The organism is Halopelagius fulvigenes (genome assembly GCF_055398025.1).
Genome location: NZ_AP043846.1, coordinates 2,375,698 through 2,400,177 on the forward strand (window position 1 = coordinate 2,375,698; position 24,480 = coordinate 2,400,177).

The 24,480-nt window shown below is 66.9% G+C and carries 15 protein-coding genes and 2 pseudogenes; 7 read left to right on the plus strand and 10 right to left on the minus strand.

Annotated elements, in window-relative coordinates:
* Window positions 1–58 precede the first annotated feature (58 nt).
* The 4 genes from ACZ522_RS17080 to ACZ522_RS17095 all read left to right on the plus strand — a co-directional run bounded on the left by ACZ522_RS17080 (window position 59) and on the right by ACZ522_RS17095 (window position 9,679).
* On the plus strand, window positions 59–2,356 hold the full coding sequence (locus ACZ522_RS17080; RefSeq protein ID WP_379696893.1) for a PAS domain S-box protein: 2,298 nt from the start codon (window positions 59–61) through the stop codon (window positions 2,354–2,356).
* 286 nt (window positions 2,357–2,642) lie between these two features.
* Window positions 2,643–3,746 carry a GNAT family N-acetyltransferase gene (locus ACZ522_RS17085; RefSeq protein ID WP_379696890.1) on the plus strand — a complete coding sequence of 368 codons (1,104 nt, stop codon included), beginning with the start codon at window positions 2,643–2,645 and terminating at the stop codon, window positions 3,744–3,746.
* Between the two features lie 117 nt (window positions 3,747–3,863).
* Entirely contained in the window at window positions 3,864–9,269 is a 5,406-nt protein-coding gene (locus ACZ522_RS17090) for a PAS domain S-box protein (RefSeq protein WP_379696888.1), read from the plus strand.
* 59 nt (window positions 9,270–9,328) lie between these two features.
* Window positions 9,329–9,679: a DUF7344 domain-containing protein gene (locus ACZ522_RS17095; RefSeq protein ID WP_379696885.1), complete on the plus strand. Its 351-nt coding sequence runs from the start codon at window positions 9,329–9,331 to the stop codon at window positions 9,677–9,679.
* A gap of 83 nt (window positions 9,680–9,762) precedes the next feature.
* On the opposite strand, the gene ACZ522_RS17100 is transcribed toward ACZ522_RS17095, so the two are convergent.
* Together ACZ522_RS17100 and ACZ522_RS17105 are read right to left on the minus strand one after the other, a co-directional pair.
* Window positions 9,763–9,981: a hypothetical protein gene (locus ACZ522_RS17100; RefSeq protein WP_379696883.1), complete on the minus strand. Its 219-nt coding sequence runs from the start codon at window positions 9,979–9,981 to the stop codon at window positions 9,763–9,765.
* A gap of 207 nt (window positions 9,982–10,188) precedes the next feature.
* A pseudogene (locus ACZ522_RS17105) lies at window positions 10,189–11,013 on the minus strand (DMT family transporter).
* A 209-nt stretch (window positions 11,014–11,222) separates the two neighbouring features.
* Between ACZ522_RS17105 and ACZ522_RS17110 the strand changes: the two are divergent.
* Entirely contained in the window at window positions 11,223–12,092 is an 870-nt protein-coding gene (locus ACZ522_RS17110; RefSeq protein ID WP_379696881.1) for an alpha/beta fold hydrolase, read from the plus strand.
* A gap of 18 nt (window positions 12,093–12,110) precedes the next feature.
* On the opposite strand, the gene ACZ522_RS17115 is transcribed toward ACZ522_RS17110, so the two are convergent.
* A complete protein-coding gene (locus ACZ522_RS17115; RefSeq protein ID WP_379696878.1) occupies window positions 12,111–12,401 on the minus strand; it encodes a DUF8066 domain-containing protein in 291 nt (96 codons plus the stop codon).
* Between the two features lie 99 nt (window positions 12,402–12,500).
* Between ACZ522_RS17115 and ACZ522_RS17120 the strand changes: the two genes are divergently transcribed.
* A complete protein-coding gene (locus tag ACZ522_RS17120; protein ID WP_379696876.1) occupies window positions 12,501–13,274 on the plus strand; it encodes a DUF7289 family protein in 774 nt (257 codons plus the stop codon).
* A 48-nt stretch (window positions 13,275–13,322) separates the two neighbouring features.
* Here the strand turns inward: ACZ522_RS17120 and ACZ522_RS17125 are convergent, their stop codons facing one another.
* The 7 genes and pseudogenes from ACZ522_RS17125 to ACZ522_RS17155 all read right to left on the minus strand — a co-directional run bounded on the left by ACZ522_RS17125 (window position 13,323) and on the right by ACZ522_RS17155 (window position 23,095).
* On the minus strand, window positions 13,323–14,783 hold the full coding sequence (locus ACZ522_RS17125) for a DUF7289 family protein (RefSeq protein WP_379696874.1): 1,461 nt from the start codon (window positions 14,781–14,783) through the stop codon (window positions 13,323–13,325).
* A gap of 1 nt (window position 14,784) precedes the next feature.
* A complete protein-coding gene (locus tag ACZ522_RS17130) occupies window positions 14,785–15,498 on the minus strand; it encodes a DUF7266 family protein (protein ID WP_379696871.1) in 714 nt (237 codons plus the stop codon).
* Entirely contained in the window at window positions 15,491–16,513 is a 1,023-nt protein-coding gene (locus ACZ522_RS17135) for a DUF7261 family protein (protein WP_379696869.1), read from the minus strand. The genes ACZ522_RS17130 and ACZ522_RS17135 overlap by 8 nt, the downstream gene beginning before the upstream one ends.
* Window positions 16,501–17,091: a DUF7288 family protein gene (locus ACZ522_RS17140; RefSeq protein WP_379696866.1), complete on the minus strand. Its 591-nt coding sequence runs from the start codon at window positions 17,089–17,091 to the stop codon at window positions 16,501–16,503. The genes ACZ522_RS17135 and ACZ522_RS17140 overlap by 13 nt, the downstream gene beginning before the upstream one ends.
* Before the next feature lies 1 nt (window position 17,092).
* Entirely contained in the window at window positions 17,093–17,575 is a 483-nt protein-coding gene (locus ACZ522_RS17145; RefSeq protein ID WP_379696863.1) for a DUF7287 family protein, read from the minus strand.
* Entirely contained in the window at window positions 17,572–19,623 is a 2,052-nt protein-coding gene (locus ACZ522_RS17150; RefSeq protein WP_379696860.1) for a type II secretion system F family protein, read from the minus strand. Before ACZ522_RS17150 ends, ACZ522_RS17145 begins: the two co-directional genes overlap by 4 nt.
* A 3-nt stretch (window positions 19,624–19,626) precedes the next feature.
* Window positions 19,627–23,095: pseudogene (locus ACZ522_RS17155) on the minus strand (type II/IV secretion system ATPase subunit).
* 390 nt (window positions 23,096–23,485) lie between these two features.
* On the opposite strand from ACZ522_RS17155, the gene ACZ522_RS17160 reads away from it, so the two are divergent.
* Window positions 23,486–24,418 carry an alkaline phosphatase family protein gene (locus ACZ522_RS17160; protein ID WP_379696857.1) on the plus strand — a complete coding sequence of 311 codons (933 nt, stop codon included), beginning with the start codon at window positions 23,486–23,488 and terminating at the stop codon, window positions 24,416–24,418.
* Window positions 24,419–24,480 lie beyond the last annotated feature (62 nt).

The window sequence follows — 24,480 nt, forward strand, 5'->3', positions numbered from 1 at the left end:
GCGGTGTCACGCGTATTGACAGAAGCGCTTATACAGCGCCCGCCGATAGATGACCTGAATGACTTCGTCTCCTGACGCGGATGTGGAGTCGGCGGTCCGCATCCGCCAACAGGAGGTCGTCGCGGAACTCGGTCAGCGAGCGCTCGAAACGGACGACCTCGACCAGCTGATGCGCGACGCCGTCGCCGCCGTCGCCGAGACGTTGGACGTGGAGTACGCGAAGGTACTGGAGTTGCTCCCCGACGGCGAGGAGGTGTTCCTTCGACAGGGCGTCGGGTGGCGCGACGGGCTCGTCGGGTCGGCGACCGTTCCGACCGACCGGGACTCGCAGGCGGGGTACACGCTCCTCTCGGAAGCGCCGGTCGTGGTGGATGACCTGCGGACCGAGGAGCGCTTCTCCGGGCCGGAACTGCTCACCGACCACGGCGTCGTCAGCGGCATCAGCGTCGTCATCGGATCTGTCGAGAACCCGTGGGGCGTGCTGGGGACGCACACGACCGAGGAACGCGAGTTCACGCAGTACGACGCCAACTTCGTCCAGAGCGTCGCGAACGTCCTCGCGACGGCGATAGAGAACCGCCAGACGCGGCGCGAACTGGAGGAGATTTACGGCCGCATCTCGGACGCGTTCTTCGCGTTGGACGAGGAGTGGAACTTCACCTACCTCAACGAGCGAGCCCACGAACTCATCAACCCGGAGGGGCTGACGCTGGTCGGAGAGAACATCTGGGAACTGTTCCCGGCCACGCTCAGTCGGGCGTTCAAGTCGGAGTACGAGCGGGCGATGTACGAACAGGAGACGGTCTCCTTCGAGGAGTACTACCCCGAACCGCTCGACAGTTGGTTCGAGGTGCGCGCGTACCCCTCCGAGACCGGCCTCTCCGTCTACTTCCGGGACGTGAGCGAACGGAAGGAGCGCGAACAGGAGCTCGAACTGTTCCGGACGCTACTCGACAACACCACCGATAGCGTCCTCGTCATCGACCCGGAGACGGCCGACTTCATCGACGTCAACGAAACCGCCTGCCGTCGCCTCGGGTACGACCGGGACGAACTGCTCGAACTGTCGGTCCCCGACATGGAACGGCGGTTCGCCGACATCGAAGAGTGGCACGCCCACGTCGAAGAAGTGCGGGAGGAGGGCGCGGTGACCGCCGAGGGAGTGCACGTCCGGAAGGACGGCACCACGTACCCGGCGGAGGTCAACGTGACGTGCGTCGAGTTGGACCGAGAGTACATGGTAGCCGTCGCCCGCGACATCACGGAGCGTCGGAAGCGGGAGCGCAGACTCACAGAGTCCGAACAGCAGTACCGGACGCTCGCCGAGAACATCCCGAATGGCATCATCACGCTGTTCGACGACGACCTTCGGTACTCGCTCGCCGCGGGGCGGGCGTTCGACGAACTCCCGATCGCACCGACCGACGTGGAGGGGCAGTTGGTCGGGGACGTGTGGCCCGACCACGTCTCCGACGCGCTCGAATCCGCGTATCAGGCCGCGCTCGACGGCGAGGCGCAGGAGATCGAGTTCGAGTACGCCGACCGAGAATGGATAGTCTACGTGGTTCCCATCACCGACGTCGACGGCGAGGTGTTCGGCGGGATGACCATCGGTCACGACATCACCGAACGCAAGGAGTACCAGCGGAAACTGGAGGAGTCTAACGAGCGCTTAGAGCAGTTCGCGTACGCGGCGTCTCACGACCTCCAGGAACCGCTCCGGATGGTGTCAAGCTACCTCTCGCTCATCGAACGGCGGTACGGCGACGAACTGGACGAGGACGGCGAGGAGTTCCTCGAGTTCGCCGTCGACGGCGCAGAGCGGATGCGCGAGATGATCGACGGCTTGCTCCAGTACTCGCGCGTCGATACGCAGGGCGACCCGCTCGAACCAACCGACCTGAACGACGTTCTCGGAGACACGCTCGAAAACCTGCAGATGCAGATAGAGGAGACCGACGCCGAGACAACGGCGGAACCGCTCCCCGCCGTGTACGGCGACGCGAGTCAGCTCCAGCAGGTGTTTCAGAACCTGCTGAGCAACGCCATCGAGTACAGCGGCGAGGAACCGCCGCGAATCCGAGTCGAGGCGGAACGGAACCGACGGGAGCACCTGATCTCGGTGCGCGACGAGGGCATCGGCATCGACCCCGACGGTCAGGACCGCGTCTTCGAGGTGTTCCAACGACTCCACAGCCACGAGGAACACCCCGGCACCGGAATCGGGTTGGCGCTCTGTCAGCGAATCGTCGAGCGTCACGGCGGCGAGATCTGGGTCGAGTCGGAACCCGGCGAGGGGGCGACGTTCTCGTTTACGCTCCCCGCGGTAGAGACCGCCGACGAGCGCGGAGACTGAACCCGGTTCGACCTCCGGAGGACCGCACGAGCGTCCGAGCGTGGATCCGACCGACGCCCCGAACGCGTCACCGAACGATAGTTCCGGGACTGCGCTACCGTCACCGTTGACTGTTGATTAATCTGAGACAAGCGCCGAGACGCTCCGAGCGGGGCGTCTGAAACTCGGCGGAAACGTGAAACGGTGGTCCGATCCGCCGCGCCGGTTCGACTAACGTCTGCACCATCCGACGTGTTCGGCGCTACGGTGCCGATAACTATCCCCCACGCCTCCGTAGAGACGGCTCGTGAGTCACTCAGAGGCACACCGAGTCGAGTACACCATCCGAGCCTTCCGAGCGGAGGACGTGGACGACTTTCTCGATCTCTTCTCTGCGACCTTCGACTCCGAGCGCGGTCGGCGGTGGTTCGCGTGGAAGTACGAGGAGAATCCGTACGTGGATCACGTGCCGATATTCGTCGCCGAGGCGGACGGAACGCTCGTCGGCGCGCGACCGTTCTTCGCGCTCGATATGTCCGTCGGGGGTGAGCGACGACTGGCGCTTCAGCCTGCGGACACGATGGTCCACCCCGACCACCGCCGGCGCGGCCTGTTCACCCGAATGACGGAGACGGCCATCGAGGAGTACGGCGGCGCGGAACCGAGTTTCTTCTTCAACTTCCCCAACGATAACTCCAGTTCCGGCTACCTGAACCTCGGGTGGCGCAAGGTGACGGAGCAACCGACGTACTACCGGATTCAGAACCCGAGCGAGTTGGCCCGCCACCGCGATTCGGACGCCCTGGCGTCCGTCGGCGGCGCCGTCCTGGACCCCTTGCTCAGCGGGTACAACCGACTGTCGAACGCTCGGGCGGCGTCCGGGGAGGGCGTCACCGTCAGGCGGTACGAGTCCGTCCCGGCGGCGACGATGGCGGCGATAGGCGACGGAGCGCCGAAGCGCGGAATCCACGCCCTCCGGGACGAACGGTTCTACGACTGGCGGTTCGACAACCCGAAGTGGAAGTACGTCGCGTACGTCGCGGAGGAGGCGGGCGAACCGGTCGCGGGAATGGTCGTCGGCACCTCGGTCGGTCCTGGGCCGACGACGACGAAGGTGACGGACGTGGTGCCGGTACCGCCGGACCCGGCGAGCGACGGACTGGAGGCGTTGCTCCGCCGGGCGGTCGTCGACCACGCCGACTCGGACCTGTTGGCCGCCCCGGCCGTCCTCCCGGAGTCGTCGATGCGGAAGACAGGCTTTCGCGGCGACGACCGGCCGCCCATCTCCTTCGTGGCGAGTCGGACGACGCACGTCGTCCGGCCGTCGAACGGCGAGTGGGTGCAGAACGGCGTGAATATCGCCGACGAGAAGAACTGGTGGTTCACGTTCTCCGAGCAAGACACCAGCTGAGATGCCGCGTGATTTTCTGGGCGGAACGCCCCGGAAGCGCCGCCGGGTCAGAATCCCTGAAACATACGAAATAGCGACGGACAAGGGGTTTATCCCGTGTCAGTCCCCCGATATCGTATGGTGAAGCACTCCGAAGAGACCCCGGAGTATTTCCGGCGAACCGACGGCGAATCCGAGGTCGGAGAGCGGTTCGAAGCGCTCGCGAGTTCGCTCGCCGACGGGGTGTATCAGCTCGACTCGGACGGGCGGTTCGTCGCCGTCAACGACGTTCTGATCGAGATGCTGGACTACGGGCAGAACGGTCTGCTCGGGGAGCGCGTCTCGGTGCTCCTCGACGACGACGGCGCCTCTCACTTCGAGAACGTCGTCGAGACGCTTCGAGAGGGCGGCGGCGCTGTCGCCACGTTGGAGCTGGCCCTCGAAACGGCGCGGGGGGAGAGCGTCCCCTGCGAACTGCAGTGTAGCGCCCTCCGCGCGGACGGCGAGTTTCGCGGGACGGTCGGCGTCGTCCGCGACGCGACGCCCCGACGGGACGCCGCCGACTCCCTCGAACGGTCCGAACGGGCGCGCGCCCGCCTCGTCGAGAACGTGCCCGGCGTCGTCTACCGCTGCCGGAACGAACCGGGGCGGCCGATGGAGTTCCTGAGCGACGAGTGCGCCGAGCTGACGGGCTACGACCCCGAGGAGTTCGTCTCCGGAACGAGACGCTGGGGAGACGACGCGGTCCATCCGGACGACGCCGACCGGGTGCGAGAGGAGATTCGGCGGGGCGTCGAACGCGGCGAGACGTTCACCGTCGAGTACCGCATCCGAACCGCGGACGGCGAGACGCAGTGGGTCGCGGAACGCGGGCGGGCGGTCGAACCGGTCGGCCGCGAGAGCGCCGACGGGGACGCGGACCCGGCCACGCTCGAAGGCGTCGTCACGGACATCACGGAGCGGAAGCGGACCGAACGGGAGCTGCGAGACCGCGAGACCGAGGTCCGTTCGCTCGTGGAGGCCATCGAGGGGTACGCGCTCGTCAGACTCGACGTCGAGGGGTACGTCGAGAGTTGGAACTCGGGGGCCGAACGGCTCGAAGGGTACGACGAAGACGACATCGTCGGCGAACACGTCTCGACGTTCTACACCGACGAGGACGTGGAGGCGGGCGTCCCCCACCGCAACCTCGTCGAGGCGGCCGAAACCAGGTGGACGGAGGACGAGGGGTGGCTCGTCCGCGAGGACGGTTCGAAGTTCTGGGCGAACGTCACCGTCACCGCGATTCGCGACGACGAGGGCGAGCTACAGGGGTTCGCGACGGTCGCGCGCGACATGACCGAACGGCGTCGACGCGAGCGTCAGCTCCGCGAGGAGCGCGACTTGCGGGACCGCGTGTTCGAGACCAGCCCCATCGGTATCGCCGTCTTCGAGCCCGACGGGCGATTGGCCAAGGCGAACGAGCGGATGGCGGAGCTGCTCGACCTCTCGCCCGACGCGTTCGACAGGTATGAGATGGGCGATAGGACATTCTTCGACGGGGATGGCGACCCCCTCCCGTACGAGCGACGCCCCGGCGTGCGGGCCATCGAGACGGGCGAGCCCGTCACGGACCAGCACGTCCAAATCGAGACGCGGGGGGGCGAACGGCGGTGGCTGTCGATAAACGCGACTCCCCTCGGGGGCGACGACGGCGAGCTGAACTACGTCGTCGCGACGGTCACGGACATCACCCGACTCGAAGAGCAGACGCGGCGGCTGAGTCGCCGCCGCGACGAGCTGGAGTCGGAGCTCGCGGACGTGTTCGACCGCGTGACGGACGCGTTCTACGCGCTGGACGAGGAGTGGCGGTTCACGCACGTCAACGACCGGGCGGAGGAGATGCTCGAACGCGACGCGTCCGAACTGCTCGGCGCGCGCATCTGGGACGAGTTCGAACACGCCGCCAACTCGCCCTTCCGGGCGGAGTACGAGCGCGCGATGGAGCGACAGGAGTCGGTAACCTTCGAACACTACTCGACGTCGGTCGGGACGTGGTTCGAGGTGCGCGCGTACCCCTCGGAGACGGGACTCTCCGTCTACTTTCAGGATATCGGCGACCGGAAGGAGCGCCAACACGAGTTAGAGGAGTACGAGACCATCGTCGAGACGGTGGGCGACGGGGTCTACGTCCTCGACGAGGAGGGGCGGTTCCGTCGGATGAACGACGCCTGCGCCGAGATGACCGGGTACGACCGCGAGAAGCTCGAAGGCTCGCACTACTCGCTCATCGTCGGCGAGGACGTGACCGAACGCCTCGAGGAGTTCGAGGACGCGATAGCGGACGGCGAGGAGGAGAGCGGTCGGATGGAGTTCGAGATGCGGCGGCGAGACGGGAGCGCCCTCCCCGTCGAGAGCACGTTCACGCCCCTCGTGAGCGACGGCGAGTTCCGCGGGACGGTCGGCGTCGTCCGCGACATCTCGGAGCGAAAGGAGAGACAGCGAGAGCTCGAACGGTACGAGCAACTGGTCGAGACGGTGTGGGACGGCCTCTACGCCCTCGACCCCGACGGCCAGATCGTCCTCGCCAACGAGGCGATATGCGAACTCACCGGGTACGACCGCGACGAGTTGTTGGGCGAGCACCCGACGCTCGTCAACAGCGTGGAGGTGAACCGAGCGGCGAACGAACTCCAAGCGGAGATGCTGTCCGGCGGCGAGACGGAGGGAACCCTCCAGTTCGACGTGATGCGGAAGGACGGCGGGACGGTCCCAGTCGAGGCCCGGTTCGGCCCCTACGAGTACGACGACGGGGTGTACGGCCGTTGCGGCGTCGTCCGCGACGTGACGGAGCGAAAGCAGTTCGAGGAGACGCTGACCGCACTCCACGAGTCCTCGCGCGCCTTCCTGAACGCCGTCTCCGACGACGACGTGAGCGAGATAATCATCGACGCGGCGACGGACGTACTCGACCTCTCGGGCGTCGTCGTCTACCGGTACGACGAGGCGGAGGACCACCTCGTCGCGGACGCCAAGTCGGTGAAGGCGGGCATCAGTCGCCACGAGTTCCCGCCGGTGGCCGAGAGGGACGAGAGCCTCATCGGCCACATCTTCACGACGGACGAGGCGAAGTACTACGACGACATCCGCGAGTCGCCGACGCTGCAGGTGGACAGATCGGTGACGAGAGTCCGGAGCGGGTTCGGCGTCCCGATGGGCGACTACGGCGTCCTCGCCGTCGGGTCCACCGAGTCCGACGTCCTCGACGAACAGACGCGGGAACTCGTCGAAGTGCTCGCGGCGAACGCGGAGGCGGCGTACGCCCGGGTCGAACACGAGAGCGAACTCCACGAGCGGGTTCGACAACAGAACGTCGTGGCCGAACTCGGCCAGCGTGCGCTCTCCGAACGCGACATAGACGCTCTCGCGCAGCACGTGGCCGAGACGGTCGCTGAGACGCTCGATATGGACTACTGCGGCGTCCTCGACCTGCAACCGGACGGGGAGAGTCTGCTCCTCAGGGGCGGCGTCGGGTGGAGCGAGGAAGCCGTCGGCTCCGCGCTGACGAGGGCCGACGAGAATCGCCAAGCGGGCTACACGCTCCGCTCCGCCGACCCCGTCATCGTGGACGACTTCGACGACGAGACGCGATTCGACAACCCCGTTCTCACGGAGCGCGGAATCAAGAGCGGGATGACCGTCGTCGTCGGTCCGCGGGACGACCCGTGGGGGATTCTCGGCGTCCACGACGCGGAGAGGCGGATGTTCACGCAGCGAGACGCGAGCTTCCTGCAGAGCGTCGCGTACGTCCTCGCGGCCGCGATAGATCGCCGAACGTACGAACGGGAGTTGGTCGACCAGCGGGCGGAACTGCAGAAGCGCGAACGGACCCTGCGCAACGCCTACGAGATAATCGCGGACCCCGACCTCTCGTTCGACGAACGAATCGAGGACCTCTTGGGCGTCGTCCGGGAGGCGTTGGGAACCGACTACGCGACGCTCTCGCGGGTGCGGGAGGAGAAGTACATCTTCGATGCGGTGGACGTTCCCGAGGGTGTCGACCTCCGGGCGGGCGAGTCGGTGCCGGTGGCGGAACTCCCCAACTGCAAGCACGTCGTAGACAGCGCACGGACGCTCGCCGTGCGGAGCGTCGCGGAGGAAGCGCCGGAACTCGCCGACGAGACGTTGGGCGTCGAGAACTACCTCGGCGCGCCGGTGTTCGTCGACGGGGAGGTGTACGGCACGTTCTGCTTCTACGGCACGGAGGAGCGAACCGAGGCGTTCACCGACTGGGAGGTGACGTTCGTCGACATCCTCAGCAACTGGGTGGGCAACGAACTCGAACGGCAACGTAACACCGACCGCCTCACGGCGCTGAACAGCCTCAACGCGGTCGTCCGGGAGACGACGGAGGCGGTCATCGAACAGTCCACCCGCGAGGAGATAGAAAAGACCGTCTGCGAGGCCCTCGCGGAGTCGGAGTCATACGAGTTCGCGTGGGTCGGGGCCGTCGCGCGCGGGAGCGACGAGGTGTACGTCCGACAGGAGGCGGGCGTCGAGAACTACCTCGAAGGGACGAGCATCTCGGTCGACGAGGACCGCCCGTCGAGTCGCGGACCGACGGGGCGGGCGTTCCGGACGCAGGAGATTCAGGTCGCCCGGAACGTGCTGAAAAACTCCGAGTACGAGGAGTGGCGGTCGAACGCCGAGACGTACGGCTACCAGTCGTCGGCGTCGATCCCCATCGTCCACGAGGGCGTCGTCTACGGAACGCTGAACGTGTACGCGGCGCGCCCCGACGCGTTCGCCGACGAGGAACAGGTGGTCATCGGTCAACTCGGCGAAATCGTCGGCCACGCCATCGCCGCCGTCGAACGCAAGCGCGCCCTGACCAGCGACCAGATAATCGAGGTGGACTTCGAGATACCCGACGTGTTCTCGGAGTTGAACATCCCGGCCGCGACGGACGGGGACATCGTGCTCGAACAGGCGGTTCCGACCGACGACGACTACCTCGTCTACGGGACGGCCGACGAGGGCGGCGTCGAAACCATCGAGGCCATCGTCGAGAGCGTCCCCCATTGGACGTCAGTCCGCGTCGTCGGCGAGGACGTCGGGCGGGTGCGGTTCGAGGCCCGACTGGAGGAACCGCCGGTGCTGATGGCGATGGCGTCGCTCGGCGGCTACGTCCACCGAGCGGTGATTCGCGACGGCGACTACCAGATGACGGTTCACCTCCCCGTCGGAACCGACGTGCGGGACGCCATCGAACGCGTCCAGTCGGCGTACCCCGCCGCGAGGGTGCGCGCCCAACGGCAGGTAGACCGCACGGAGAGGGGACCCAACCGGATCGTCTCGGCACTCAACGAGGAGTTGACCGACCGACAGCGGAGCGTCCTCGAGTCGGCGTACTTCTCGGGATTCTTCGAGTGGCCCAGAGAGAGCAGCGGTCAGGAGGTGGCGAACTCGCTGGGCATCTCCGCGCCGACGTTCTCCCAGCACATCCGATCGGCCGAAAACAAGATATTCGCGGCCCTCTTCGAGCGGTCCGGGCCGGTCCACTGACCTCTCCTAAACACTTTGGTGATAGCCTTAACCCCCCGTAGTAACTCTCTACGCACACGATGAGTGGCACAACCGAGTCCCCCCGCGCGACGCTCGACCCGCTGACGTTAGACGAGAAGTTCACGCTTTTGGCCGACAGCCAACGACGCACCCTCCTGTTGGTCCTCGGGCGCGTCGGCGAACCCGTCTCCATCGGCGGCCTCGGCGAACGCCTCCTCGCCCGCGAGGACCCGGCGTCCGCGACCGATTCGGCGGCGCTCGACGAACTCGAACTGAGACTCCACCACGTCCACGTCCCGAAGCTCGCCCAACGGGACGTGTTAGAGTACGACCCCGAGTCGGGCATCGTCTCCCGCGGTCCCCGCTTCGACCGCATCTACTCGTGGCTCGTGTCGCACGACGAACGATAATCTCCGGTCGGTTTGCCACTCTGCGGCGCGCGATTTCTCTCGATTCCCCGTTCGATTCTCCTTCGACCGTCCCGAGAGCGCCGCTACTCTCCGTCCCCGGTCAGACCGAGGTCCTCGGCCGCGAGGTCGGTGACGTGACGGATGATCTCCGGGTCGATTCCGGCCACGTCCTCGCCGTCGTGTAACCGGTCGTTGTGTTTCGCTACCGCGTCGGCCACCTCCGGGAGGGGCACGCGGGACGTCGTCTCGCACTCGTCGCAGACGATGGGAACGCGGGGTTCCTCGTCGGAGTCGTTCGACATTACCTCGGCGTTCGCGGGACGGCGGAAAAACGCAATCGGTTCGCGCGAACGGTCCGCGCCCGGGCCAGTGACGTTCTCGAATCCGGAGAATCGCGCTCCACGTTATCTCCGCGGGGCGCGTCTCTCTCGCCGTGAAGACGCTCTCTCGAATCGTCGTCGCCGTCGTCCTCCGACGCGGCGACGGGAAGAACGGGGCGGGATCCGGCGTCAGTCGGTACTGACGAGGGAGACGCCGAACGCCATCACGACGCCGCCGGCGACGAACGCGGGGCCGACGCTCTCTCCGAGGAGCGTCACGCCCAGTATGGTGCCGACGACCGGTTGCGCGAAGAAGAACACCGCGACGACCCCGGCGTCCAGCGACTCCAACCCCTTGTACCACGCGTACCACGCGGCGGCGGTGCTGAAGACGCCGAGGTAGACGACGGCGGCGGCGAGCGTCGGCGTCACCGTCGTCGTCACGGGCGCGTCGAAGACGAACAGTTCCACGGGGACGAAGACGGCGACCATCGGGACGGCGGCGACCGTCGAGTACGTCGCCGCCTCTATCGCCGAGTACCGGCGGACGATGGGCGCGCCGTACACCGTGTAGCCGGCTCACCCGAGGCTCCCGAGGAGGAGGAACGCGACGCCGGCGAGGTTCGACCCGCCGAGCGACGAGAGGTCGTACTGCCCGGCGACGACGACGAGCGTTCCGACGACGGCGAACGCCATCCCGACCGCTCGCCGCCGCGTCAGCGACTCGTCTAAGACGGCGACGCCCAAGAGGAGGGTGAACACGGGCGTCGAGACGGTCAGGAGCGACCCCTGACTCGCGTTCGTGAGGTCCGTGCCGACGAACTGCGCGACCAAGGTGAGGCCGACGAGCGCGCCCAATCCGACGAACTGCCGGCGCTCCGACGCGGAGAACGACCGGTCGGGCCGCGTCAGGCGGACGACGGCGAGGAGCGTCGCCGCCCCCACCGCGAGGCGCAGGAACGTGAGCGTCACCGGCGGGACGGCGGCGAACCCCCACTTGCTCACGACGTACATGCCGCCCCACAGCGACGCCGCGAGCAACGGTCCGGCCGCGGCGGGCGCGAACGCCCCGCCGTCGGCGGCGGACGCCCGTTCGGTCTCCGTCTCGCCCGAGCCCATGCGAACGACGTGCGGACACGGCCGCATTACTGTTCCTCTCCGCGCCCGTCCGCGTTCGCGCCCCCGTAGACGAGTTCATCTCGTTACGAGCGCTACGGTATCCCATGCCCACCGTCCGAACGAACGGCGTCGAGACGTACTACGAGCGACGCGGAGACGGCCCGCCCGTCGTGTTCGTCCACGGCGCTATCCTCGATTCCGCGCAGTGGACGCCGCAGGTGGACGCCCTCGAAGGCGAGTATACGACCGTCGCGTACGACGTTCGCGGCCACGGCCGCACCGGCGGGTCGGCGAGGGAGTCGTACTCCGTCGAACTCCTCGCGGAGGACCTCCGCGCACTCGTCGCCGCCTTGGACCTCGACCGGCCCGTCGTCTGCGGGCTATCGATGGGCGGATGCATCGCGCAGGTGTACGCCGCCGCCCACCCCGACGAGGTGGCCGGGTTGGTGCTCGCCGACACGTTCACGCCGGAACTGTTCGACCGGCGCGAGTGGCTTCAGCGGTCGGCGATGCTCCGGGCCGCCGTCCCGTTCGTCCGACTCGTCGGCTACGAACGGGTCGAACGGGCGATGGTGTGGCTCCACGAGCGGTTCTCGAAGGGGGTCAGCGGCGACTACGAGCGGATAGAGGGGCTCCGGGCCGAGGGGCCGAAGCTGGAGACGGCCGAGTTCGCCAAGGTGGTTCGCGCCGTCGCCACCTTCCACGAGACGGAGGTCGAGTACGCCGCCATCGCCGCCCCGACGCTGGTCCTGTACGGCGAGCGCGAACCGTCGTTCGTCCGGCGGCACGCGGCGAAGATGGAGTCCGAAATCGCGCGCGTCACCGTCCGCGAGGTGCCCGGCGCGGGGCACGTCTCGAACCTCGACGACCCGGCCTTCTTCACCGACGCGGTGCGGGCGTTCCTCGCGGTCATCGACTTCGGCGAGGACGGAACGGCAGCGGGGGCGCGCGCGGGCGCGCCGACGGAGGGGTGACTGCGCGGGACCGGGCGTTCACCGCGGCTCGCGGTCCGTCTCCTCTACCGCGTCCGCGATGCGTTCGGTCGTCTCCGCGTCCGTTCGCTCTACCGCGTCCGCGATTCGTTCGACCGAATCGGCGAGTCGGAGGAAGGCAGAGGTCAGTCGCACTCCGATGACGATGGCGACGGCGAGGAAGACGAGGGAGAACCACAGCAGAATCTGTCCGGCGATGACGACGGAGTAGGCGAACGAGACGACGAGGGCGACGGCGATTGCGACTTTCGCGGCCGAGGAGAGCTCTCGGCCGAGGAGGGCGTTCGACATATTCGAGGTAGTCGCGCGATACCTATCTAAACGCTACGACAGTCTCTTGTCGTGGAATTAACACTCAGACTTAATGAGGGTGCCGAGGAAGGCGTAGGCGTGAAACTCCGGACCGACCGGCGCGGCGTCAGCGAGGCTATCAGTTTCGTCCTCATCTTCTCGCTCATCGTGACGTCCGTCGGCCTCGTGTACGCGGTCGGGGCGCAGGAACTGACGGACGTGCGGGACTACGAACGGTTGAACAACGCCGAACGGGCGTTCGACGTGTTCGCGGACAACGTCGAGGACGTGAGCCAACGCGGCGCGCCCAGTCGCGGGACGGAGATCAAACTCGCCGACGCGTCGCTTCGCACCGAGGGGGAGGCGCAGGTCAACGTGACGGGCGACTACCGGACGGGGGTGAGCGACTCCCGCGACTTCTCCACCGGGAACATAACCCTCTCACCGCTCACCTTCGAGGCGGGCGGAACCGGCCGCATCCGGTACATCGGCGGCGCGGTCATCCGCGACGACGGCGCGGTGGGGAACGGGCGGATGGTTCGCCCGCCGGCCAACGTCCTCGACGAGGACCGGACGGTGCTCACGGTGGTCCAACTCGAACCGCGCGGGTCGCCGGTCGTCGCGGGGTCGCAGACGGTCCGCATCCGAACCGAGCAGTCCGTCCGCGACGTTCTCGTCGCGGAGTCCGGGACGTACGACGAGGTGACGGTGAACGTCACGTCGCAGTACGCGCCCGTCTGGGGCGAGTACTTCGAGTCCGAGGGGTTCTCCTGTGAACTGGACGGCGACGACCCGAACCGCGTCTCCTGTACGAAGACGGACGTGCGGCGACTCCACCTCGTCTACGTGAAACTCACGACTACGTTCGAGTGAGGCGGGGTCCGAGGCGGACGGAGAGGAAAGGGGAATCGGGGTCCGAACTCAGCGGAACTGGACGCTGACGTTGTTCTCGGTCACGTGGAGGTAGGTGATGTACCGCGATCCGGTGGAGGTGTCGTAGTAGAGCGCGCCGGACGACCCGCTTCCGTCCACGTGGGCGGTACCGCTGGACCCGCCGCCGTGGTACACCTTCAGTTTGAAGTCCGACCCCATCGCCGTGAGGTAGTGACGCGAGAGGTTGCCGACCGTCTCGGTGCTCCCGTCGGCGGTGTGCGTCTTGTTCTCGCCGTCGTACCCGGAGTGGTTGAACGACACCGAGTCCGCACTCGGTTCGTCCCACGCGAGGCCCGTCTTCGACGGGAGCGACGTGTCGTTGGTCATCTCCAGAGAGGTGTCGTCCGTGAGGTAGTCCGCGACGATGCGCGTGTCCTTGCCGTCGCACTCCAAGCGAATCGGACCGCTGTCGGCGGGGATGCCGTCGTTCACCCACACGTGCTTCGGCTTGCCGTCGTTCGGGTCGTCGTAGAGGACCCACATCGTGAGCGTGTCGCTGCTCTTTACGCCGCAGTTCCCGCGGTCTTTGTCCACGCGGAGGAGCACCTCGTACTTGCGGCCCTCCTTCTCGGCGTAGAAGGAGAACTTCATGTTGTTGAACGACCCGCCCGACTGCGCGATGTCCACGTCGAACTGGTCCACCGAGTGGCCGGGCGCTTTCCCGCGAACCTCGACGCCGTCGTCCTTCGCGGGGAGCGCGAAGTTCCCGACCTCTCCGACCGTCTCCAAGACGACGGTGGCCGTCCGCGTCGAGTGGTCGACGGTGACGTTCCCGGTCGTCCGTTCGCGGAAGTAGTCGGCCCACCCCCGGTAGTAGGCGCTCTGCACCTCGACCGAGACGGTCCCGTTTCTGACGGGGTTGTGGTAGCGGAGCGACCCGTGCTCGTACGTCGAACTCCGGTTCGGATAGACGCGGAGCGTCTCGCTCTCGCGCTTCACGAACGCGCTCGACGGCCCGCCGGAGGCGTCCGCCGACGTGACGCGGATGACGGGTAACGTGAGCGTCGCGGCGCGGTAGTGGAACTCCGGCGGCGACACCATCACCGTGCCGTTGTCCGTGTGCCGCCAGACGCCGCCGCCCTGATACGCGACGACGGTGTCGCCGTTCGTGTACGTCACCTCGCCGAGCGACCGGTTGTACAGTTCCTCGGTGTACGTCCCGGTGTAGTTCCTGTGTCTGACGACTATCCGACCGGTGTCCGGCGACGCCGCGTACGTTCCCCCGGAGGCGCGGCCGAGCGTCACGGACTGGCCGCCGGTCTCTCCGAGGCCGACCATCGCCGTCCGCGCGTCGAACAGCGTCATCGCGTGTTCCGCCCGACTGAGTTCCGTCGTCCGCGCCGTCCCGTCGATGGCCGTCGACCCGAGCGCGACGGTCAGTCCGGCGGCGGTGACGGTCATCCCCACGAGGAGGACGACGGCGATGGTGGACGACTGCGCGCGGTCCATCTCAGGCCACCTCCGCGGGCGTTTCCGGGCGTTCGACGCCGCCGGAGGCGGGCCTCCGGTCGATTCGGCTCTCGGGCATGGTGTCTCTGTGATTCACGGGTACTCTCTCCGTTCGGTCCGACGCCGCCGGGCGGACGAGGCCGACGGCCGCCGCCTCGCGGTCGAGCGAGTTACTGGGGTCGTCCGGCGACAGCGACTCCGTCGTCGTCACCAACTCCCGGTCGCCGTCGCCGTCGGCGTCGCGGACGACGACGACGAGCGAACCGCCGGGCACCGTCCGCGGGGCCGCCTCGTGCGTCGTCGGGAGCGTCACCGACGCGGAGACGCCGTCTGCGGTGTCCGTGAGGGTGACGACGGTCCGGTTCGGTTCGCCGGCCGGCGTCGGTTCGTTCGACACCTCCACGTGGTACGCGTTCCCGGCGACGCGCGTCGGGAGGTCCGCGGCGACGCGCACGGTGCTCCCGTCGTCTCCCGCCGCCGTGCGGTCGGCGTCGGCGATGCTCGCGGCCACCTGCTCGGCGAGCGTCGAGAGTTCCTCGCGGACGACCTGTTCCCGCTCGTTCTCGACGAACTGCCCGCCCGCGAACAGGAGTCCGGAGACGAGCATGGCCGTGATGGTGAGGGTGAGGACGTAGCCGATGGCCGTCGAGACGGCGCGGTCCGTTCCCCCGACGGCGGCGAGCGACGGCCCCCGGCGGTCGCTCGGCTCACGCATCGGGGACCACCGTCACGTTCGACTGGTAGTACGTGGAGGACGTTCGGTACGTCAGTTCGAGTTCGACGCCGTACAGCGCGTAGGTCCGGTAGGGCGTACTGCCCGCAGAGTCGGCGAAGTCCTCGTCGTACTCGACGTACGGCGTGTCCGTCACGAGCGAGTACGTCCCCGCGGCGGCGTCGCCGTTCTCGTACCGGAGCGTGAACGGGTCGGCGGCGTCGTCTTCGAAGGTGAGCGCTTCGCAGTCCGCCCCGCCGACGGTGCCGTTCGAGAAGTCCACCGTCGCGTCGCCGCCCGTCGCGGCGGTGCAGGTGTCGCGGTGCGTCCCCGACGGTCCGAACACGGAGACGACGACGTTCGTCCCGTCGGTGCCGACGAAGGCCGTGTACCGCTCGTCCGCGGCAGTTTCGAGTGTCACGTTGAACACGCCCGCCGAATCGAGGACGGACGCGTCGGTCGGGTCGAGGCCCCCCACGTAGGTCAGCGTCGATCGGTTGACGGTCATCGAGAAGTCGCGGTACGCGCCGATACCCTCGGCGACCGACCAGTTCTCGGCCCCCGACTCGTTCACGAACGACCGGCCGAAGTCGTCCTGTCGGAGTCGCGTCCCGTTGGTCCGTGAGACGACGCGCGCCTCCGTCGCGGAACTCGCGACGGCGCGGTGCCGACTCGTCGCGGCGTCCCAGTCGCGCATCGCCGCGCCGAACGTGGTCTCCAGTTCGGAGTAGTCGGCGTCGTGGTCGGCGTTCACCCGTCGGAGCGACTCGCGGGCGGCGTCGGTCGCGGCGGTGCGGTACTCTGCGACGGCGTCGGAGTTACCGCCGACGGACCGGGTGGCGAGGTTGCCCGTGTAGATGACGGTGTTCAGGAGTAACGCCAGCGAGACGAAAAGCACCGCCAGCGCCAACGCGGCGACGAGCATCAGCTGTCCCCTGTCGTCGCGGCGGCGTCCGCGGGCGGACTTCCCGCCCCGTCGGGCGTCGGTCGGCGGCCGCCGCGGCCTCACATCCGCCACGCGACCACCTCCACTTCCACGACGTTGTACAGCGGAGAGTCCGGCGACGCGTCGGGCGCGTAGAACTCCGTCGTCTCCGAGACGGTGGTCCCCGTCGGGTTCCGGTCCGCGTCGAGGAGTTCGTCGTCGTCGTAGAGGGTGACGGTGCGCGTCGCCACCGACGCGTGGTCGCTCGGTTGCCCGAGGTAGACCATCCGGATCCGCCGCCGTTCGTCGCTCCGCGTGTAGTAGACGTTCACGTTGAACGCGATGCCTCTATCCGCGAGCGTCTCGTTCAGCACCGTCCCGAACGGCGTCGGCGGCCCGCCGAGGGGGTAGCCGTCGCTCGTCGCGCCGTGCCAGTCGGACCCCGAGGCGTTCCAGTGGAGCGTCGTCGGCTTCAGCGTCCCGTTGGCCGCCTCCGACGCGAGGATGCCGTCGGCGATGGACGCCTGCTGGTTCTCGATGTGCTGACTCGACGTACTGCCGGTCAGCGGCGTCACCGCCGTCACCTGAAGCGCGAAGAGGAGGCTCGAAAGCAGGAGGATGCCCGCGGCGAGGGCCTCCAAGGTGTGCGCTTGGGCGCGTCTGTCGGTCATCTCACCACACCCTCACGTACAGGAAGTAGGTCGTCCCGTTCAGGCGGACGGCGCGGCGGGCCGTCGTCACCGACCGATCGTCGGGGACGGCGTCTCCCGCGGCCAGCGTCGTTCCGCCGAGGGAGGCGATGTCGCCGCCGCGGTTCCTGACGGTGACGTTCGCGTTCGTTCCCGAGTCGAGCGCGAACACCCCGTCCGGAGCGTCCGCGCTAGCGTCGAACCGGCAGTCGGTCGAACCGCCGCTTCCGTCGAAGAACTCGACGGTGCAGTCGTCGTTGAGGACGTACGGCTCCGCGGGGTCACCGAGGAGGTCCGTCGAGAGCGACGTGGCGAGTCTGTCCGCCACTTGGGTTCCGCTCTCGGTTCGCTCGAACGGCTCGAAGATGCCGGGGACGAACGCGACGACGAACGCGACCACGAGGAGGAACAGTCCGACGCCGATGGCGAAGTCGAGCGTCATCTGCGCCCGGTCGGCGCGCGTCACCCCACCACCACCCACACCGCCAGCGCGATAGTCTGGAGTATCACGACGAACTTCACCCCGGAGACGAGCTGCGCGCTTCGGATGTAGCCGCTTATGAACCCCGAGAGCGCCGCCTGCAGGGTGACCGCGTGGAAGAACAGCACCGACAGCAGGTTGATGTCCACGCTCCCGCCGAAACTCGCGCCCTGTTGTGCGGCCGCGCCGCCGCCTCCGCCACCCGTCTGCGACGACAGGCCGGCCATCACGTCGAGGAACTGCGTCTTCAGGATGGCCATCACCGCGAGCAGGGTGAGGTACGTCATGAGGATGATCGCCACCTGCATCCGCGTCCGGGAGATGCGCTCCCGTTCGATGTCGTCCTGATTCTCGGAGGCCTGCGCCGCCGTCGTCAGCACGTCCGTGATCTGGCTGGACGCCTCCTGGGCCTTCGAGATGAGTTTGACCGTCCGGGCGAGGCGCGGGATGTGGTACTTGTTGTTGAACTCGACCATGGCGCTCCGGAGGCTCATCCCGTAGTTCACCTTCGCGTGCATGATATCGAACTCGTCCGCGAGTTTGCCCGAGGAGGTGTCGGAAACCGTCTTGATGGACTCAAGTAAGGTCTGGCCGGTGTCGTTCGCGCTGGAGAGTTTCCGGAGGTTGTCCGAGAGTTTGCCGACGACGGCCTTCCGCGACCGGACGTTCCACTCGTAGAAGAACGCCAGCGGGATGCCGACGAGGTAGACGGGGATGTACCACCAGACGAACGTCCCCCAGACGGGTTGCTCCAACATCCCCTCCCACGTCATGGGCGCGCCGCCGCCCGAGGCGGTGACGGCGACGAACATCAGCGCCGCCGGGACGGTGACGACGAGGGAGTACAGCGGGTTGTCGCGGAAGAAGACGTGCGGTTGCCGGAGCAGTTCCCGCGTCTTGTACGTCCCCTCCCGACTGCGGATGCGGTCGAAGACGCCGAAGTCGCCGACGAAACTCTCGACTAACCCCATGTGGAGGAGGCCCTCGCGGTGTTGTTGCTGCAGGCGTTCGCTCCCGCCGGACGGTCGGAGGTAGCCGTCGCCGGGTTCGTCCTGCTTCACCGTCGAGACGAGGACGAGAAAGCCCACGCCGGTGAGCGGAATCAGGCCGTAGACGGTGGCGTACAGGAGCGACTCCTGCGCCTGATTCAGCATGCTCATGATGACGAGGATAATGATGAGCAGAAGCGGGAACAGAGACAGCGTCATGTACATCTCGCCGAACAGTTCCAGCGTCTCCAGTATCGTCTCCTGCTCCTGTTTCGCCGTCCGGAGGTGCTTCTCCTTCTTGTCGTCTAAGAACTGCTCCATGTTCCCGCCGGAGTTGACGATGGAGAGCATGTCCGTCAGGAACTGCGAGAGGTCGTCCGACGGCGTAATCATCGCCTGCTCCCGGATGGCGTTCCGGTAGTCGGTGCCGAAGTACTCCGTCTCCTGGACGATGCTCTGGAACTCGCAGGCGACTTCGCCGTAGGTGTCCTCGGCGCGGCCCATCGCCTCCAGAATCTCCAGTTGGTTCAACCCGCCCACGGAGAGGGCGTACATGAACGACACCGCGTCGGGCAGCAGCATGTTTATCTCGCGCTCCCGGGACGACGCCGTCGAGTAGGGCATCGCCACGAGGGTGCCGAACCCGAGTCCGAAGCCGACGCTCCCGAAGACGACGCCGGAGACGACGACGCCCGCCGGCATCGTGAGCGACTTCAGGAACTGCGCCGTGGACTCGTTCCCCACGGGGATGCCGAGACTCAGCGAGTCCGCCGAGACGATGCCGAACGCGAACAGCGAGTAGCCGAGCAGCGACCCGACGACCCACAGAAGCAGGCCGACGAGGGTGCCGACGGCGAGGGCGTTCGAGAGGTACAGTTCCACCGTCGCCGGCATCCGCGCCTGTTGGAGCTTCGTCTCCACGTCGGCCACGAAGTCGCCGTCCCCGTCGAACAGCAGTTGGAACAGCGGGTAGAACGCGTCGCCGAGGGCGTCCGTGCTCCGGTCGAGGCCGCCGGACTCCGACGTCTTCGAGTCGAGACTCACGCGTCAGTCCCCCTCGCCGGTCGCTTCGCCCGACGCGTCGGCGTCGTCCGTACGGTCGTCTGTCTCGGGTTCGACGCCCTCGAACTCCCCGAAGCCCCACCCGTCGGCCTCTTCGTCCAACTCGACGACGTCCACCTCTTGGTTGAGGATGTCCTCGATGCCGAACTCGTCGTCCTCTGTCCACGCGCGGTCCGACGCGTCGTCGGGGGCGTTCGCATCGTCCGTGCCGTCTGCGTCGTTCGTGGCGTCCGTGTCGTCCGTGCCGTCCGCGTCGTGCGAACCGTCCGCCTCCGCCGACGCGCCGCCCGCCTCCGCCGCGGGTTCGTCCGCGTCGCCTGCGCTGTCTGCGTCCTCTACGCCGTCGGCACCGTCCGCGCCGTCGTCCCCCGCCTCGGCCGACTCGGAGGGGTCGTCGCCGGCGTCCAACGCGGGCGTCGAGTCGCCCTCGAGCTCCGAGGGTTCGTCGGCACCCTCGTCCAGTCCGGAGGGGCCGTCCGCGCCCTCGTCCAGTCCCGGCGGTCCGTCGCCGCCCTCGTCGAGTTCGGGGTCGGTCGTCCGTTCGTCCAACGCGTCGAGTTCGTGCCGCTCGCCGCCGGTGTCGGCGGTCACGTCGGGTTGGTCTCTGAGGTGAGTCAGGGCGTCCGCGACGTCACCGGGGTCCTGCCCGCGGAAGTCCGGGAACAGTTCCTCCTCGGCCCGCCGGAGAATCCGCTCGCAGAGGTCGAGTATCTCCTCGGTCGGATCCGGTCGCGGGACCATCTCCTCTTTCTCGGGGTCGACGTTGATCTGGACCGACTCCATCTCGCGGAGGTCTTCGAGGCTCCGTTCGAGCTCGTCGTTCGCCATCAGCGCGAGGATGGTCTCGGGGTCGTTGATGTACGCCTGCAGCGTCGCGGCCACCTGCGTGTACGTGTTCAAGCCGTGTTTGATGAGGTACGCGAGGACGACCTGCCGCTTGAACAACTGCAGTTCGAGCGTCTCTTGACTCCACCCGCGGTCGAACTTTATCTCCTCTAAGGTGTTCGAAGAGCCCATCTTGAGGTACTCGTCGGTCTCGGCCTGCCACTGGAACACGTCCTGAACGTTTATCTCGTCGTTCTCGGGGTCGTAGTGGTTTATCTCGGTGAGCGACTTGTTCCGCCGGACTTTGTTCCCTTGCACGCGCGTGGAGGTCTGAATCGACACCAGGTCGAGGGCCGTGAACATCGTCTTCGAGACGTTGATGGGCTCGGTGGTGAAGCGCTTCAGCACCTCGCCGACGCTGTCGGCGTGGAACGTCGTGTACGTCGTGTGCCCGGTGGACATGACCTGAAACAGCGTCCGCCCCTCCTCGCCCCGGATCTCGCCCATCACGATGTAGTCCGGCCGTTGCCGGAGTGCGGCTTCGAGCAGGTCGAACTCGTCGACGTCGCCCTTGTCGTCGTCGCTGAACGACGGCCGGGTGACGGAGGCGATCCAGTTTCGCTGCGGCAGTTCGACCTCGCGGGTGTCCTCGATGGAGACGATCTTCGAGTTCGACGGGATGAAGAGCGACACCGCGTTCAGCGAGGTGGTCTTCCCGGAGGCGGTGCCGCCGGCGAAGATGAGGCTCTTGTTGTTCTCGATGCAGAGCCACAGGAACGCCATCTCGTCAAGGGAGAAGGTGTTCCAGTTGATGAGGTCGATGGGGGTGAACGGGACGTCCTTGAACTGCCGGATGGTGTAGTTCGTCCCGTGGTCGGACACCTCCCGTCCGAGCGTCAACTGCGCGCGGGACCCGTCGGGGAGGGTGGCGTCCACCTGCGGGCGTCGCTTCGAGATGCCCTTCCCGGAGCGCTGGGCGAGTTTGACGACGAAGTCGTCGAGTTCCGTCTCGCCGTGGTAGACGTTCGAGATTATCTGCTCGTAGTCCGAGTGGTAGACGAACACCGGCGAGTTGTAGCCGTCGCAGGAGATGTCCTCGACGTTGATGTCGTGTTTGATGCCGTCGATTCGCTCGTAGCCGATGAAGTCCCGGCGGAGGAAGTACAGCAGCTTCTCGACCTGATACTCCGTCAGCGTCTCGGCGTCGTCCGCCAGCACGGCGGACTCGGGCCGGGCGGCGATGCCGTCGAGGGAGGGCGACTCCGCGGCGGGCGGTGTGGCGAACAGGCCGTCGAGACGCCCGCCGAACGCGCCCTCGTTCAGTCCGAGGCGGCGGGCGAACGACCCCAGCGAGGAGTCCTTCGCCCCGGCGTCGGGCGTCGAGTCGGCGTCCGCGCCGCCGGCGTCGATGCCGAACCGGGAGAGAAGCGCCTTCATCGCGCCCTCGCCGGGCTCCTCGGCGTCGTCCGTCTCCGCCGGGTCGGGAGCCAGAGAGAGCGAGTCGGAGTAGCCGTCGTCCGGCCGTTCGTACACGTCGTACCGGTCCAACAGGTCGAGGGCCTGCCGTTCGATGACGCGGCGGCGGGTGCCCTCGCCGACGCCGACGGAACTCTCGTCGTCGTACTTGATGGCCGTCCGGAGTTTCCCGGTGAGGAACTCCGTCAGGTCGGCTTCGATGCGGTTCTGGTACGGTTCGATCTGGTAGTACTTCTTCTCGTTCTCCTTTATCGATTGGAAGATGATGATGAAGGAGTGGGGCTTGTTCACCCAGTAGCGCTCCACCTCGCGGAAGTGCGTCTTCTTCTCCATCGGCACGGCCTTCTCCAGGTCGTACCGGTTGACGACGGTGGTCGCGCCGCGTTCGTCCGAGAAGAAGGCGTCCTCGTCGAGGTCCTCGTTGACGTCGACGGTGCGTTCGTCGATAATCTCCGCGAGTTCGTCGGCGCGTTGGTTCCCGCGCGAGTGCGTTCTCGGTGTACTCGGGGTCGAACCCGAGTGCATCTTCGGCGTCGAAGCGGACGATGTCCCCCTCCTCGTCGCGGGGACGACTGCCGTCGTCCTCGTAGTAGTACTCGCGCTTGTAGTGTTCCCACATCCAGACGTCCTTGACGACCGGCGTGGTCTCGGGGTCGCAGAACGCCTCGAACTCGGCTTGGATGCGCTTCGCCTCCGCGGCGGACTCGGAGACGTTCTCCTCCGTCTCGACCGCGTGGAAGTCGAGGTACTCCTCGGAATCGACGCTGACCTCGTCCCAGTCCTCGCGCGTCGGCGTCGAGGGTTCAACCGGTTCCTCCTCGGAGTCGTCCCACCGCGAACTCGCCGGTTCGTCCGGCAGGTCCCGCGGGTCCACGCCGCCGTACAACGACTCGACGTCGCCCGGTTCCCCGTACTCATCGAGGAAGTGCGCCCACGTGTACTCTCCAACCGCAACTCTCGGTCCGTCGGCCGCATCCCCGTCCGACGCCGGGTTGGTCGCCGCCTCGTTCGGCGGCGCCCCCGGAGCAACTTCCCCCTCCAGAGCCGACCGCCCCGAGTCGGCCCCCCTCTCCAACGCGTCGAGGTTCGACCCGTCGTCGTCAGAATCGGACTGACGAACGGGGGTCATCTCGACGTCGTCGTCGCTAGCCATTGTTCTCCGGTGGACACCCCCTATCAAAAAGACTTCTGGAGATTTAACAAGTCGTTCAGTCTGAAATCTAACAGTATACTACATGAACCAGACATGTAACATCTATATTGCAGATAGAATTAATCCGTGAAAGGAACCGAACGTCCGGATAAAGCCGATAGCGCCATTCTCGACGTTCCAAACGTATGTGTTGCTTAAACGTCACTTGACCGGCATCGGTCGGCGACGTAATCGGTGGTTAAGCCGCGGCGCGCGCGCCGCGTCGGACTGACATGTAGTCAGAAAAACATAGTTACGAATCCCGTGCTATCAGATAAATTGGACGTATCTCTCGACGGTGTCGGAGAACGCAAACAGTAACCATACCTCGTCGTCCGTACGGTCCGGAGTATGTACTCGGCCAGCCAAATCCGGTACGGACTAGAGAACCCGCAGGTCGGCCTCCGAGAACTCAATCGACGCTTCTGGGACCGGGCAGGCCGACGAGCGTACAATCCGGACGGTACGGACATCTTCGAGGAAGACTGGGACAACCTCCTCATCCTCGACGGATGCCGGTACGACTACTTCGCCGAGGCGGTTTCGGAGTACGAAATCGACGGTGAACTGGAGTCGCGGACCTCCCGCGGGTCGGCGACGAAGGAGTTCCTCCGCGGCAACTTCCACGGGCGCGACCTACGCGACACCGTCTACGTCACCGCCTCGACGATGCTGTATCAGGAGAACGTCTTCCGAGATGGGGTGGACGTGAACCTGCACGCGACGGTGGACGTCTGGGAGGAGGGCATCGACTTCGGCGAAGACGGCGTCCACCCCTCTACCGTCGCCGACGCGGCGCGGGAGGCGGCCGAGAAGTACCCGAAGAAGCGACTCGTCGTTCACTTCGTCCAACCGCACGCGCCGTACATCGGCACTCGGGGCCGGGAACTGTTCCCCGACTTAGCGCCGAATCCGCTGTCCGAACAGTTCCGCGGCGTCCGCGACGTTCCCGACGAGTACTTCGAGACGGTGTACCGCGAGAACCTCGAACTCGCCCTCGACGAGGTCGTCCCCCTCCTGCGGGACCTGCGGGGGCGGAGCGTCGTCACCGCGGACCACGGGATGTTGCTCGGCGAACGGGAGCGTCCGATTCCGATTCGGAGTTACGGTCACCCGAGTCGGCTCTACGTCGAGGAGATGGTGGAGGTTCCGTGGTTCGTCCACGACACGGGCGACCGGAAGGACATCGTCGCGGGGGACGCGCAGGGCGGATACGAGCGAAAGCGCGACGACGAACTCGACGAACGGGCTCGCGAACACCTGCGGTCCATGGGCTACCTCTAGTTCTCGACGGCCGAGGCGCGCGGTGGGGTGCGTACGGGGTCCGATCGCTTATCGACGGCTAC